The 13,794-nt window shown below is 58.8% G+C and carries 12 protein-coding genes; 6 read left to right on the top strand and 6 right to left on the bottom strand.

Translation table 11 applies throughout. The annotated features are described in order from the left end of the window. Positions 1-43: 43 nt before the first annotated feature. From dnaJ to JK199_RS09510, 3 genes are all read right to left on the bottom strand, one after another. The gene (gene dnaJ, locus JK199_RS09520; protein WP_077930516.1) at positions 44-1,192 is read right to left on the bottom strand and encodes a molecular chaperone DnaJ; all 1,149 of its coding nucleotides are present in this window, start codon (positions 1,190-1,192) and stop codon (positions 44-46) included. 152 nt (positions 1,193-1,344) lie between these two features. Next, positions 1,345-3,258: a molecular chaperone DnaK gene (gene dnaK, locus JK199_RS09515; RefSeq protein WP_077930517.1), complete on the bottom strand. Its 1,914-nt coding sequence runs from the start codon at positions 3,256-3,258 to the stop codon at positions 1,345-1,347. Positions 3,259-3,472: 214 nt separating this feature from the next. Continuing rightward, the gene (locus JK199_RS09510) at positions 3,473-4,072 is read right to left on the bottom strand and encodes a nucleotide exchange factor GrpE (protein WP_025826299.1); all 600 of its coding nucleotides are present in this window, start codon (positions 4,070-4,072) and stop codon (positions 3,473-3,475) included. Here JK199_RS09510 and JK199_RS09505 point away from each other — a divergent pair. The 3 genes from JK199_RS09505 to JK199_RS09495 are packed head-to-tail and all read left to right on the top strand — an operon-like array spanning position 4,071 to position 6,778. Continuing rightward, positions 4,071-4,232: a hypothetical protein gene (locus JK199_RS09505; protein ID WP_157762963.1), complete on the top strand. Its 162-nt coding sequence runs from the start codon at positions 4,071-4,073 to the stop codon at positions 4,230-4,232. The two genes, JK199_RS09510 and JK199_RS09505, sit on opposite strands and share 2 nt — an antisense overlap. A 38-nt stretch (positions 4,233-4,270) precedes the next feature. After that, the gene (locus tag JK199_RS09500; RefSeq protein WP_025826300.1) at positions 4,271-4,984 is read left to right on the top strand and encodes a response regulator transcription factor; all 714 of its coding nucleotides are present in this window, start codon (positions 4,271-4,273) and stop codon (positions 4,982-4,984) included. A 9-nt stretch (positions 4,985-4,993) separates the two neighbouring features. Further along, positions 4,994-6,778: an ATP-binding protein gene (locus tag JK199_RS09495; protein WP_212353911.1), complete on the top strand. Its 1,785-nt coding sequence runs from the start codon at positions 4,994-4,996 to the stop codon at positions 6,776-6,778. Between the two features lie 62 nt (positions 6,779-6,840). Here the strand turns inward: JK199_RS09495 and JK199_RS09490 are convergent, their stop codons facing one another. Continuing rightward, positions 6,841-7,272: a Rid family hydrolase gene (locus JK199_RS09490; RefSeq protein ID WP_212375476.1), complete on the bottom strand. Its 432-nt coding sequence runs from the start codon at positions 7,270-7,272 to the stop codon at positions 6,841-6,843. A 187-nt stretch (positions 7,273-7,459) separates the two neighbouring features. On the opposite strand from JK199_RS09490, the gene rapZ reads away from it, so the two are divergent. Next, positions 7,460-8,443 (top strand): RNase adapter RapZ, encoded by a 984-nt coding sequence (gene rapZ / locus JK199_RS09485; RefSeq protein WP_025826304.1) that lies wholly within the window; start codon positions 7,460-7,462, stop codon positions 8,441-8,443. Between the two features lie 186 nt (positions 8,444-8,629). Next, positions 8,630-9,940: a mechanosensitive ion channel family protein gene (locus JK199_RS09480; protein ID WP_212375474.1), complete on the top strand. Its 1,311-nt coding sequence runs from the start codon at positions 8,630-8,632 to the stop codon at positions 9,938-9,940. Positions 9,941-9,951: 11 nt separating this feature from the next. Here the strand turns inward: JK199_RS09480 and JK199_RS09475 are convergent, their stop codons facing one another. Then, entirely contained in the window at positions 9,952-10,992 is a 1,041-nt protein-coding gene (locus tag JK199_RS09475) for a sulfate ABC transporter substrate-binding protein (RefSeq protein WP_212375472.1), read from the bottom strand. Between the two features lie 383 nt (positions 10,993-11,375). Between JK199_RS09475 and JK199_RS09470 the strand changes: the two genes are divergently transcribed. Beyond that, on the top strand, positions 11,376-13,118 hold the full coding sequence (locus tag JK199_RS09470; RefSeq protein ID WP_244985047.1) for an alginate export family protein: 1,743 nt from the start codon (positions 11,376-11,378) through the stop codon (positions 13,116-13,118). Positions 13,119-13,124: 6 nt separating this feature from the next. On the opposite strand, the gene JK199_RS09465 is transcribed toward JK199_RS09470, so the two are convergent. Then, positions 13,125-13,730, bottom strand: coding sequence for a YqgE/AlgH family protein (locus tag JK199_RS09465; RefSeq protein ID WP_212375471.1), 606 nt, complete (start codon positions 13,728-13,730; stop codon positions 13,125-13,127). Between the last annotated feature and the right edge of the window lie 64 nt (positions 13,731-13,794).

Below are 13,794 nucleotides of genomic sequence, written 5' to 3'. Positions count from 1 at the left end.
CCCGGCTTTTGCAAAAACCATCAGGACTGATGCAGACCGCGCATCACCCTTTATTTTCGAAAAAATCCCGCACCCGCGCAAAGAACCCCGTATGTTCCGGGCTGCCCTTTACGTTCTCACCGGCTTCCTTCTCAAACTCTTCCAGCAGCTCTTTCTGGCGTTTGTTCAGGTGCTGGGGGGTTTCCACCGTCACCTGAATGTACATATCACCCCGTGCGCTGGAGCGCAGGACGGAGAAGCCTTTCCCGCGCAGGCGGAAATGTGCGCCTGTCTGGGTTCCGGCCGGAATTTTGACCTTGGCGCGGTTCCCGTCAATCACCGGCACTTCAATTTCCGTGCCCAGAGCCGCCTGCCCCATACGGAGCGGCACGCGGCAATAGATATTCGCGCCATCGCGCTGGAAAAGACCATGTTCTGAAACAGAAACATGCACATAGAGGTCACCCGCAGGCACACCCTGCCCGCCGGACTCGCCCTCGCCGGTAATACGGATACGGGTGCCGTCCTCAACCCCGGCCGGGATCTGCACGGCAAGCGTGCGCTCTTTCTCGACCGTCCCTTCCCCATGGCAGGCCTTACAGGGGTCCTTCACCACGCGACCGGCACCGTGGCAGGTGGGGCACGGCCGTTCCACCACAAAGAAGCCCTGCTGCGCCCGGACCTTCCCGGCACCATGGCAGCTCGGGCAGGTTTCCACACCGGACTCGCCTGCGTTAGAGCCTGTCCCGTGGCAGGAGTCACACGCCACGCGCGTGATGATTTTTACGTCTTTTTTGACGCCGGTGAACGCTTCTTCCAGCGTGATTTCAACATGGGTCTGGATATCGTTACCCGTGCGGGCACGGCCACCGCCACGGCGGCCACCCATCATGTCGCCAAACATCTGCTCGAAGATGTCGCCCAGACCGCCACCGCCGCCAAAACCGTTGAAGTCAAAGCCACCCGGACCACCGCCGCCGCCATTTTCAAAGGCAGCATGGCCAAACCGGTCATAGGCCGCGCGCTTCTGTTCATCTTTCAGAACATCATACGCCTGATTGATTTCTTTGAATTTTGCTTCAGCAGCTTCATCTCCGGGGTTGCGGTCCGGATGGTACTTCATGGCCAGCTTACGATAAGCCTTCTTGAGTTCATCGGATGAAACCGTCCGGGTAACTTCAAGGATTTCGTAATAGTCAATTTTGGTGGCCATGGACGTCCTCTTGCAGGGGGCTGCCTTTTACAAAAGCGCAGCAGATGTCTGAAATGACAAACGGCGTCCGCCTTCCAGGAAGCGCGGACGCCGGAGAAAAAAGCCGGTGCCACCGTGCGTTACGCACAGTGGCACCGTTTAACAGCGTCCGATCAGGACTTTTTGTCGTTCACGTCTTCAAAGTCCGCATCGACGATTTTTTCGTCGTTCGGCTTGGCGCCAGCGGCACCGGCCTCTCCTTCCGGAGCGCCTTCACCAGCCTGACCAGCTTTGTAGACGGCTTCACCCACCTTCATGGCAGCCTGCGTCAGACGATCGCTGGCAGTCTTGATGGCTTCAGCATCCGTGCCTTCCAGAGCGGACTTCACCGCAGCGATTGCACTTTCAGCTTCCGTCTTGTCCGCAGCCGGAACTTTATCACCGGATTCAGACAGAGACTTTTCGACCTGATGCACGAGGCTTTCCGCATTGTTACGGACTTCAACCTGCTCACGCTTGGCTTTATCGGCTTCAGCATTCGCTTCAGCGTCTTTCACCATTTTTTCGATATCGCTGTCGGACAGACCACCAGACGCCTGAATTTTGATCTGCTGTTCTTTACCGGTCGCCTTGTCTTTAGCAGACACGGACACAATGCCGTTGGCGTCGATATCAAACGTCACTTCAATCTGCGGCACGCCACGCGGCGCCGGAGCAATCCCCGTCAGGTCGAAGTTCCCCAGCAGCTTGTTATCAGCCGCCATTTCACGTTCGCCCTGATAGACCTTAATGGTCACAGCGTTCTGGTTATCTTCCGCCGTGGAGAAGGTCTGGCTCTTCTTCGTCGGGATCGTCGTGTTGCGGTCGATCAGACGGGTGAAGACACCCCCCAGCGTTTCAATGCCCAGAGACAGCGGCGTTACGTCCAGAAGCAGAACGTCTTTCACGTCACCCTTCAGAACGGCACCCTGAATAGCGGCACCAATGGCCACCACTTCATCCGGGTTCACATTACGGGCCGGATCTTTGCCGAAGAATTCTTTAACGGCGTCGATCACCTTCGGCATACGGGTCATACCACCGACGAGGATGACTTCATCCACTTCGGAAGCAGACACGCCAGCATCTTTCAGAGCAGCCTTACAGGGTTCCAGCGTGCGCTGGATCAGGTCATCAACAAGGCTTTCCAGCTTCGCACGGGTCAGCTTCAGCACCAGATGCTTCGGACCGGAGGCATCCGCGGTGATGAACGGCAGGTTGATTTCCGTTTCCTTGGAGGAAGACAGTTCGATCTTTGCTTTTTCAGCCGCTTCCTTCAGGCGCTGGAGAGCCAGCTTGTCGGAACGCAGATCAATGCCCTGCTCACGCTTAAACTCGTCAGCCAGATAGCTGATGATGCGGTTATCAAAGTCTTCACCACCTAGGAACGTATCCCCGTTGGTGGATTTCACTTCAATCACGCCGTCAGAAATTTCCAGAACGGAAACGTCGAACGTGCCACCACCAAGGTCATACACAGCCACCGTGCCGCCGCTTTTCTTTTCCATGCCATAAGCAAGGGCAGCAGCCGTCGGTTCGTTGATGATACGCAGGACTTCAAGACCAGCAATACGGCCGGCATCTTTGGTGGCCTGACGCTGGGCATCGTTAAAGTAAGCCGGAACCGTGATCACGGCCTGCGTCACTTTTTCACCAAGGTACGCCTCGGCGGTTTCTTTCATTTTACCCAGAACGAAAGCGGAAATCTGGGAGGGGGCATAGCCTTTGCCGCGCGCCTCAACCCATGCATCCCCATTGTCACCTTTGACAATGGCGTAGGGCACCATTTCCTTGTCTTTCTGGACGGTCGGGTCGTCATACCGGCGGCCAATCAGACGCTTTACGGCATAAAGCGTGTTGGTCGGGTTGGTAACAGCTTGACGCTTTGCAGCCTGCCCGACCAGCATTTCACCGCCTTCAGTGAACGCGACCATGGACGGCGTCGTGCGTGCGCCTTCGCTGTTTTCAATAACGCGGTTTTCATTCCCTTCGCGCACTGCAACGCAGGAGTTGGTCGTGCCGAGGTCAATACCGATAACTTTGCTCATGTCTGCTCCTTTAAGCGACCCTGTCTGGCCCGAAGCACCGGACGGGGTCCTATCTCTTCCGGCCTGCTTTCACTCTGAAAACCGGCCGTGAATGTTAAGTCAGATGTATGGTGCTCCAAAACCTCTTTCAAGGCCCGGACACCGGACGGGAAACAATTTTTTCCGTACCCCGCCCCGTGCCGGAGCACCCTGCTCCGGAGTTTCCGCTCCGGGCTTATTCTCCGGCCTTGGCCACCACCACCATGGCCGGTTTCAGCAGGCGGCCATGCAGGGTCCATGTGGGGGTCCAGGCCTGCATGACAGTCCCCGGCGCGTGTTCGGCGCTGGGCTGTTCCGCCATGGCCTGATGCAGGTTGGCGTCAAACACCTTGCCGGACGGATCATCACACTTGATGCCGTGGCGTTCCAGAATGGAGACAAAAGACCGCTCGGTGCTTTCAATCCCTTCCCGCATTTTGGTGATCACCGTGTCTTCACCTTCCTGCGGCGCGGGCAGGCTGGTGAGGGCGCGGCGCAGGTTTTCAGCGGCTTCCACCACATCGCGCGCAAATTTCTGCACGGCATACTGGCGGGCATCATCCACTTCACGCTTGGCGCGGGCGCGCAGGTTCTGGTTTTCAGCCTCGGAACGCAGCCACTTTTCTTTCAGCTCGGCAGCCTCCTGCTCAAGCTCGGCAATGCGCTGCTCTGCGGGGGACTGAGCTGTGGCCTGTTCTGCCCCGGCTTCGGCGGCGTCCTGAGGCGGGGTGACATGGTCGGGCGCAGCCGTTGCGGCCTGCGTCTCAACCTGTGTGGGGTCTGTGTGTTGGGTCATGTCTGAAGAAGTAAGCAACGAGACGGGACGCGACAAGACCCGCAACGCCTGCCATGCTGATTTTGCAACCAATTTTACAACCACGCCGGAACGTGTTCAAAAATTGGACAAACTGAAAACCGTTGCCCGTAGCGCACCGGCACTGATGCGCGTATGCTGAAGGGCTTGCGCTGACCGCGAGGAAGGAAAACGCACACCATGGCAGACCGCACCAAGCAGACGATTGCTCTGGTTGATGACGACCGTAATATTCTGACATCGGTCCAGATGACTCTGGAGGCGGAAGGGTTTCACGTCCGCACGTATACAGATGGCGAATCGGCTTTACAGGGGCTGACAGCCTACCCGGTTGATCTGGCTGTGCTGGACATCAAGATGCCCCGCATGGATGGCATGGAACTGTTGCAGCGCCTGCGCGCCCGCTCCCATCTGCCGGTGATCTTCCTTTCCTCCAAGGATGAGGAAGTTGACCAGCTGATGGGCCTGCGCCTTGGCGCGGATGACTACATCACCAAACCTTTCTCCCAGCGGCTGTTACTGGAACGTATCCGCGCCCTGCTGCGCCGTAATGAGGCCAGCCGCGCGGAAGCAAGCGGCACGCCCGCGGGCGGTGCGCTGGTGCGTGGCGCACTGTCTCTGGATGAGCTGCGCCATAAATGTACGTGGAACGGGGAAGATGTTCCGCTGACGGTAACGGAGTTCCTGCTGGTCAAGACCCTCGCCATGCGTCCCGGTCTGGTCAAATCACGCGACCAGCTGATTGATGCGGCCTATGGGGATACGGTGTATGTGGATGACCGCACCATCGACAGTCACATCAAGCGTGTGCGGAAAAAATTCCGGCAGGTGGATGATAATTTCAACCAGATTGAAACCCTGTACGGCATTGGCTACCGCTATAAAGAAGACTGAGCCCGGCGCATGACCAGCCGGAAACGCATCTCTGTCTCTTCCACACTGTCCTCCGGGCTGCGGCGCATCCGTATTCCGGGTCAGACACCGCGTAAGGGCGGAGTGGAAGCCACAGCCGCCTATGAGGCCTCCCGCACACGGCTGATTTCCCCCCTGATGCGGCGCATCATGCTGGTGAATGTGCTGCCGCTGGTGCTGCTTGCCATTACCATGCTGTTCCTCAATCAGTTCCGGAACAGCCTGCTGGCCACGGAAGTGACCGGCCTGCGGGAACAGGCCCGGATCTATGCAGGCGCACTCGGCCAGATCGCCGTGCGCAGCACGCGCCTGAAAGGCACCGGGCCGGACGGCTTTACGCTGGAATCAACCCTGGCACGCCCCCTGCTCCTGCGCCTGACGGAACCAAGCCCCAACGCGCATGCCCGTCTGTTTGGTCCGGACGGTCAGGTTCTGGCCGATAATCTGACAGACCTGCAGGAAACCGCGCCCGCCCCCCATGCAGACCAGCAGGGACGTGCCGAGGACCATCGGCCACCGCCGTTCCGGCACAGGCACGCCTCACCCGGCCTTTATGAGCGGATTCTGACATGGCTGTGGAGCCCGCACAGTTCCGGCATTGTCACGCTGGATACGGATGAAGCGGATGTTCCCGCGGACCCTGCGCGCCCGACCGATGCCAACAGCCCCTTCCCGCGCCCCCCGCCGGAAGCGCCGCCTTATATCCGGCGCACCGCCAACGGGCGGCTGATTATTACGGTTGCTGAGCCGGTGATTCATGAAGGCCGGACAGTTGGCATCATCCAGCTTACCCGCGCGGCTTCTCAGGTTGACCGGGCGCTGTTTGCTATCCGCTCCTCCATTCTCTCCCTGTTCCTGATGGTGCTGGTCATTACCGTACTGCTCTCATGGTATCTGTCCCTCACCATTGCACGCCCGCTGCTACGGCTGGCGGCGTCGGCGCAGATCATGCGGGACTCATCGGGCCGCACCGGCACCGTGCCCGCGCGCCTGCTGGCCCGGCGCGATGAAATTGGCGATCTGGCGCGGGCTCTTCAGGCCAGTGCGCAGGCTCTGTGGAAACGCATGGACGCCATTGAGCGGTTTGCGGCTGATGTCAGCCACGAAATCAAAAACCCGCTTTCCTCCATCCGCTCGGCTATTGAAACGCTGCTGCGCATTGAGGACCTCAACCAGAAGCGCCGCCTGCTGACCATTATCAATGATGATGTGCTGCGTCTGGACCGCCTGATTACCGATATTTCTGACGCAAGCCGACTGGATGCGGAAATGTCCCGTGCGCAGACGGAAGCGATTTCAATCGTGCCGCTGCTCTCCGTGCTGGCGGAAATCCATCAGGCCACCCGCAAGGAGGGCGAGCCGATTATCCTCACGCATAGTGAGGGTGACTCTCCGGACCATCCGCTCCGCGTTCTGGCTGTGGAAGATCGTCTGGTGCAGGTACTGCGCAACCTGATTGGTAACGCCATTTCCTTCTCCCCTCCCAATGGCCGTATCCTGCTGGAAGCTGTACCGGCGGGGAATATGGTGGCGCTCTCCGTGTCCGATGAAGGGCCGGGGATTCCTCAGGCCAAGCTCGATTCCATTTTTGACCGTTTTTATTCAGAGCGCCCCAAGGAAGAGCATTTTGGCCAGCATTCCGGTCTGGGCCTGTCGATCAGCCGCCAGATTGTGGATGCGCTGCACGGAACCATTTCCGTGGAAAACCGGCATGATGCGGAAGGCCATGTGGCCGGGGCACGCTTTACAGTCCGCCTGCCGCGCGTGATGGCCTGACAGAGCGCCTGACTGCCAGAAGAGTCGGCGACGCGACACAATTGAGGAACGGGCGGGCGGCGTCAGGTCTGATCCGGCTCGACGCCCAGTTCAAACTCGATTTTGACGTGTGGGTTGGAAAATTTTCTGACCCACATCAGCGTTACAGACGGCGAGATGGACGAAAAAACATGCCGCAACGTGGGGAAGCAGGACGGAAAATCCCGCGTGTCGGACACAAGATACGTCACCCGCGTGACGTCCTGCATGGAATAGCCATAATCAGCCAGCAAGGTAGCACCTGCTTCCAGAGCGGTGCGGCACTGCTCTGCAATCGTCTCGCCTTCCGGCCGGGGTGCACATAAGCCGGAAATTCTGATCCCGCCAGCGGTGCGGTCTACCTTGGCGTGCTGTCCAGACCGGTGGCCTGCACTGTTTTGAACGATATTGCCCATGACCGCAAAGCATAGTGCCGTGCCCGCATGGACGGCAAATTTCTCTTTCGTAACAAACAAATAGCATCTGGTCTGCTATAGTCCATCGCTTTTGCGCCATGCTACCTGCGGGCATCCCTGTATGGTTGTATGTTGCGAAATGATGGCTGAGCAGAGCATAATGCATCTGCAAAAGTCAGGGAAAAGCTTTATATCTGGCCCCTGACGAGTCCAGAAGCGTCACGACACTGAAGGGGAAACAGCTGTAATGCGCACGGTGGATGATACCCTTGTCCCACGCCGCATCCTGCTGGTCTCTGGCCTGTCCGGTGCCGGGAAGTCTTCCATTCTGCGGATTCTGGAAGATCTGGACCACGAAGTTATTGATAATCCCCCGCTTGGCATGCTCGACGATATTGTGGCCAGAGCAGAGCGCCCGGTTGCCATCGGGGTCGATTCCCGCACCCGTGGGTTTGATGCCTCCGCCGTGCTGGAAGCCATTGCCCGCCTGCGCATGAACCCTCACCTGCGGGTGGAGCTGATTTACGCCACAGCGGAAGAAAGTGTTCTGCTACGCCGCTACACGGCGACCCGCCGCCGCCACCCGCTGGCGCTGCACGGCAGCATTAAAGAAGGCATTGAGGAAGAAACCGCCCTGACCGCCCCGCTCCGTGCGGCAGCGGATCTGGTGATTGATACCTCCGACATGCCGCCGCCGGAGCTGCGCCAGTTTGTGGAAAGCCGCTTCAGCCCGTGGGAAGGCGCAGCGGGAGAAGGGCTGACTGTGGCCCTCATGTCCTTCGCCTACCCCGCCGGTCTGCCGCGTGAGGCCGATATTGTTCTGGATGCGCGCTTCCTGAGAAATCCGCATTATGACCCGGCTCTGGCACCCAAAACCGGGCTGGATGCGGATGTTGCGGCCTATGTTGCGGAAGACCGGGATTATCTGCCGTTTCTGAACCAGATTCACAGCCTGCTTCAGCTCGTCCTGCCGCGTTTTGTGCAGGAAGGCAAAAAATATGCTACCATTGCCATTGGGTGCTCAGGGGGCCGCCACCGGTCTGTCACCCTGGTGGAAGCTCTGGCCAGACGCCTGTCCGCGCCGGACGGCATGGGCAGCTTTGAAGGATCGGGCCAGTGGCCCATCATGATCATGCACCGGGAACTTGCCCGGCTTGGTCTGGGGTCCTGGCAGTGGGCACGCAGGCCCGCTGAACCTGCTTCAACAGAACCGGTCAATCCGGTTTCCTGACCTGCCCCGGCGCATCCCGCGCCAGCCTTCGGGGCCGCGTCCCGCATCTGCCGGGCACGTTTAACAGAACCCATCCACGCGTCATGCGTCTTTTCTGTCAGGAAACGCGCACGGCATTTTCACGCGACCACCCCTCTGCGGGCTGGCGGCGTTCATCATGTTGCCAAGGATAATTTTTTTCTTTTCATGTCTATTTCAGAAACAGCCCTGACACATGATCCTTTTGCCAGAACACTCCAGAACCATCTGACCCCAACGGTCACTTTTTTCCGGAACTGGCTGAGCTGGCTGCCTGCGCCGCTTGTGTCCCTGCTGGTGCTGTTTCTTGTCGGGCTGGTGGCGGCCATCCTGAGCAGACTGGTGACGGACCGCATCCTGATGCGCATCCCCGGTGCGCGGCGCGGTGCGTTTGTACGGTCTCTTACCAGGTCTCTCCGCCGCCCCGTCCGGCTGACAGTGGTCATTATGGCAATGGGGCTGGCCCTCCCCGCCTGCGGCCTGCACGGGGACCTGCTGGACAGTGTGACCCACCTGCTGCTGATGACGTTTGTCGCCGTGATGGGATACGGCACCGTTGTGACGGTGCGCCTGATTTCAGATGCTTATTTATCCCGCTTTTCAGAAACGGATCAGGATGATGATATTCTGGCCCGCAAACACGCCACACAGGTCCGCCTGTTGCGGCGCGCGGCTGAAATTCTGATCGGCACGCTGACAGTCAGCGCGGAACTCATGACGTTTGAGCCGGTGCGGGAGTATGGGCTGAGTCTGTTTGCGTCAGCCGGCGCGGCCTCACTGATTGTCGGTCTGGCCGCCCGCCCCATTCTGGCCAACCTGTTTGCCGGTGTGCAGATTGCCATGACGCAGCCGATCCGCATGGGGGATCTGATTGCGTTTCAGGGTGACTGGACATGGGTGGAGGAAATTACGTCCACCTACGTCGTGCTGCGCTCATGGGACTGGCGGCGGCGTATTGTGCCCATTGCCTATTTTCTGGACACACCGTTTGAAAACTGGACCTACAATTCGGCGGAGCTGATTGGCGCGGTTTATCTGTATGTGGATTACCGCGCCCCCATGGACCGCCTGCGCAGCAAACTGGAAGACATTGTGCGCGCCTGCCCGCAATGGACGGGCAAAGATTTCAGCGCACAGGTCGCGGACTGTAACGACCAGACGATGATGATCCGTGTGACCGCAAGCGCCCGCACCGCCATCCGGAGCTGGGACCTGCGTTGTGAAATCCGGGAAAAAATCATCCAGTGGATGTGTGAGGAATGTCCGGAGGCCCTACCCCGCAACCGGTTTGCACTGGCTCCGGTGGGCAATGGGGAGCAGCAACCCGCCATTCCGTTCACGTCCGCCGCCAGCGCGCCCGGCAGCCTGCCTTATGGTCCGTTTAACGCGCCTCCGGCATGGGCGTCCGCTGCCGCACCGGCGGAACGAGCCATGCCGGACATGCCCCCTCCGCCGCCTTCCGCGTTCAGGCCGTTATAAACGAGCAGCTCTCAGCCCTGATAAATCTGGTCGAACACGCCACCTTCACTAAAGTGCTTTTTCTGGACGGCAGCCCAGCCGCCCAGACTGGCGATATCGAACGTGTCCACCTTTGGAAACTGCGCCGCACTGGCCGCAGCCACCACCGGGTCAACCGGCCGGAAGTAATGTTTCGCGCCGATCTTCTGCCCCTCGGTTGAGAACAGGAAGTCCACATAGGCCTGTGCCTGTGCCTGCGTGCCATGTTTGGCAACATTGCTGTCCACCACGGCCACGGGCGGTTCCGCCAGAATGGTAAGCTTCGGCACAACAAGATCAAACCGGTCCGGCCCGATGTCTTTTGCCGCCAGCAGGGCTTCATCCTCCCACGCCAGCAGCACGTCCCCCAGACCCCGCTGCACAAAGCTGTTTGTTGCCCCACGCGCACCGGTATCCAGAACCGGCACATGGCTGAACAGGGCTTTCAGATAAGCCCGCGCCGTATCCTCAGAGCCACCGGGCTGCCGCAGCGCCCAGCCCCAGGCGGCCAGATAGTTCCACCGCGCCCCACCAGACGTCTTGGGGTTGGGGGTGACGACTTTGACATCATCACGCACCAGATCACTCCAGTCCTGTATCTTTTTAGGGTTCCCCTTCCGCACGAGGAAAACAATCGTGCTGGTATAGGGTGTGGAATTATGTGGCAGACGTTTCTGCCAGTCCGCCGCCAGCAGGCCGTGCTGCGCGAGAATATCCACGTCATACGCAAGCCCCAGACTCACGATATCCGCCGGAGCGCCTTCCAGCACGGATCGCGCCTGTGCGCCTGACCCCCCGTTGGACGTTCTGACAAACACAGACTCGCCCGGATGGGCTTTGGCCCAGACCGCGGCGAACGCGCGGTTAATTTCCGCATAGAGTTCCCGCGTCGGGTCATAGGACACATTGAGCAACTGGGCCGTGGCGGCGGAAGAGGCTGAACCAAGCAGGCCTCCACCCGCTACAAGCCCACCGGCCAGAGAGGCGGCCCCCAGAAAGGTGCGCCGGGACAGAAGGGGGGATTTATAGGTCATGCCAACTCTCCATTATGCCTGATACCGTGCCCTTACCTCAGCGGAGGTCCGTGGCAGGGTATCCTCATTTCTTTAATTCACGATATCATGCGCGCTAATTTTAAGGACTTCAATATACATTTTATTTCGTTTTTTATTCTTCACGTTTTTGCGTCCGTTATCCATGCACGCTTCCCCCGGAAAACCCGTGTTTCCCTTTATTTTTTAGATGGGTGACCTGTTCAGCTCTGCCGCTCTCAGGCCCGGAAATTTAATACGATATTTTATCGTTCCCTATATTGCGATTTTTATCGTGTTATGTTTAATTTACAAAATACGAATTAATTTCGTGCTTAAAAAATTCTCTCACTCCCGGCTTTTCCCGCTTTTTTCTGGACAGTCTCATGGGTCACCTCAGCTCTCGCGCCACGTCCGCCCGCATCCCGGGCCTGAACCGCACCCTCTTACTGGCTTCCGCTCTGGTGTCCTCCGCCCTGCCGCTGTCCTGTGCCAGAGCAGAACAGGAAGTGGCGTCTCCCGCCGCGCCACGCTCGTCCTCTGTTTATCTGCCGACTGACCATGAACATATTCTGGTTAAGCCCGCAGCCACGCAGCCACCGCCCCCGTTGCCGCCTGTGGTTCTATACCCTCATGCAACGCCTGTGGGGCAGCCCGTGCGGACAACCGGCGTGCAGGGCCGTGTATCCGGCCACCAGTATGACTGGGGTGTTTTCAACCGTGGAAACGGGGAAGCCGCAGGTTTTGGTCCGGTTGGAGAATATGGCGTCGCCCCGTGGGCGGAAGACTGGAGCCGCCTGCGTGACAAATCAAAACGGAAAGACCCGTTTGATCTGATCAAATATATCGGCCTGAATGAAAGTGGCTCAATCTGGCTCAGCTTTTCAGGAGAAACCCGCCTGAGAAACTGGTTTGAAACCCGCCCCAATCTGGGCACGCAGCATAATAACGATTCCGGACGTTTTGGCGTGCGCAACCTGTATGGCGCGGATCTGCATCTGGGGTCTCACGTCCGTCTGTTCGGGCAGCTGGTCAATGCGGATGCCGGGGGCTGGAACGGCTACGGCTATGGCAGCACCTACCGCAAACGCCTTGATGCCCAGCAGGCGTTTATCGAGACAAAATGGTCCATGCTCGGGGCTAAAAGCGGCTTCATGTTCGGGCGGCAGCAGTTTCTGGATGCTCCCTCCTACATGCTCTACAACCGGGAAACCCCGAACGTACCGCTCTCATGGAACGGGTTCCGCGCCTATATGGTCTGGCCACGCATCCGCATTGATGGCTGGGATTTTGTACAGACCAATGACAGCCAGAACAAAATGTTCCATGACACGGAAAACTATAATACCCGCCTCTATGGTTTCAACATGACATGGGCGCCGCCTGACGGGCGCTTTATGGGCGACAGATACAACTCCTTTCTGGATGTTTTTTATGTAGGCTACAAACTCTCCGGGTCCTCCGGGGCGATTGCCACCGCCAAAGGCAACCAGAACGGCTCCAACACCCGCAACAATTTTGGCGTGCGCTGGCATGGCATTGCTGGTCCGTTTGAATTTTCTCTTGGTGGCATCTGGCAGGGCGGTGTTTTCAAATACGCCAAAACCAACCAGTCCCGTAACGTGAATGCGTACGCACTCAACACACTGGTCGGGTACCGTATCCCGCATGACCGCTTCCACACGTTCGCGGGGTTGCAGACAGATGTGTATTCCGGCGGCAATGCCCGCAAAACATCCGGGGCTATTGGCACCTATATCTCGCCTTTCAACCCCCAGACCAACTATCTGGACACCACGACGTATATGACGGGGTCAAACCTGATCAGTGTCGCACCGCTGGTGCGGGCGACGTTCTTCAAATCCCTCAGCTTTCAGGTCAAATACCCGCTGTTCTGGCGCTACAGCCCGAATGACCCGGTTTACAAATCTTCCGGCTCCTACAGCTTTCCCTACCAGTTTAAAGGCAAATTTGTGGGAATGGCCCCGCAGGCCTCGCTCGCATGGCAGATCAACCGGCATCTGTCCTGGACGCAATATGTCTCCCGCTTCATGACGTCCAGCGCCCTTAACCGGGCTGGGGGGTCAAGCGGCACCTATTATCAGTCCAACTTCGTTTTTCGTTTTTAAGCTGCGTCAGGCGTGGCCGGCGCGCCCGGTCAGCCTGATGGGGTCAATATTGATTGAGGCCAGAGCCTGCCGCCATTTGGCCGCATGATCATGCCCGAACACAATCTCACGGCTGGCAGGGGCCAGCAGCCAGGCATCATGCTGGAAAATTTCTTCTTCCAGTTGCCCGGCCTCCCAGCTTGCATGGCCCATGGCCAGCAGGGCATCCTGCGGGCCACCACCTTCGGCAATCTCCTTCAGCACATCCATACTGGCTGTGAGCGTGGCCGATCCTGTGACCGGCATACTGCCCTCGCCCCGCCAGTCGGAAGAATGCAGCACAAAGCCGCGCCCCTCCTCCAGCGGCCCGCCCGCACACAGGCCCAGCCGCCGCAAAGGGGGAGACGGCGGAATTTCCAGTTGCTCGAGCAGGTCTTCAAACCCCGGTTTGGGTAGACGGCGGTTGATAACCAGCCCCATCGCCCCCTCACCCGAGGCATGCGCGCAAAGATATATGACACTTCTGTCAAAAGGCGTTACGCTGAGGGCTGGCGTTGCCACCAGAAGCAGGCCGGTTAACGTCCCGCCGGGGCGGACAGAGCGTTCAAGTAGGGAAACATGCGGAAAAGCCATAGGCTCGATATGTGGTCCCCGCGTTTTTTTAGCAACCTCTGCCTTCACACCTGCCATACGGCAG

Source organism: Acetobacter persici (genome assembly GCF_018256955.1).
GTDB lineage: Bacteria > Pseudomonadota > Alphaproteobacteria > Acetobacterales > Acetobacteraceae > Acetobacter > Acetobacter persici.
The sequence above is the reverse complement of the archived record's forward strand: the minus strand, read 5'-3'. Positions and strand labels throughout refer to the sequence as shown.

Excerpts from the sequence above, each read along its gene's own strand:
- dnaJ (WP_077930516.1), bottom strand. The coding sequence starts at position 1,192 with ATGGCCACCAAAATTGACTATTACGAAATCCTTGAAGTTACCCGGACG.
- dnaK (WP_077930517.1), bottom strand. The coding sequence starts at position 3,258 with ATGAGCAAAGTTATCGGTATTGACCTCGGCACGACCAACTCCTGCGTT.
- JK199_RS09505 (WP_157762963.1), top strand. The coding sequence starts at position 4,071 with ATGTCTGAAGAAGTAAGCAACGAGACGGGACGCGACAAGACCCGCAAC.
- JK199_RS09510 (WP_025826299.1), bottom strand. The coding sequence starts at position 4,072 with ATGACCCAACACACAGACCCCACACAGGTTGAGACGCAGGCCGCAACG.
- JK199_RS09500 (WP_025826300.1), top strand. The coding sequence starts at position 4,271 with ATGGCAGACCGCACCAAGCAGACGATTGCTCTGGTTGATGACGACCGT.
- JK199_RS09495 (WP_212353911.1), top strand. The coding sequence starts at position 4,994 with ATGACCAGCCGGAAACGCATCTCTGTCTCTTCCACACTGTCCTCCGGG.
- rapZ (WP_025826304.1), top strand. The coding sequence starts at position 7,460 with ATGCGCACGGTGGATGATACCCTTGTCCCACGCCGCATCCTGCTGGTC.
- JK199_RS09480 (WP_212375474.1), top strand. The coding sequence starts at position 8,630 with ATGTCTATTTCAGAAACAGCCCTGACACATGATCCTTTTGCCAGAACA.
- JK199_RS09475 (WP_212375472.1), bottom strand. The coding sequence starts at position 10,992 with ATGACCTATAAATCCCCCCTTCTGTCCCGGCGCACCTTTCTGGGGGCC.
- JK199_RS09470 (WP_244985047.1), top strand. The coding sequence starts at position 11,376 with ATGGGTCACCTCAGCTCTCGCGCCACGTCCGCCCGCATCCCGGGCCTG.
- JK199_RS09465 (WP_212375471.1), bottom strand. The coding sequence starts at position 13,730 with ATGGCTTTTCCGCATGTTTCCCTACTTGAACGCTCTGTCCGCCCCGGC.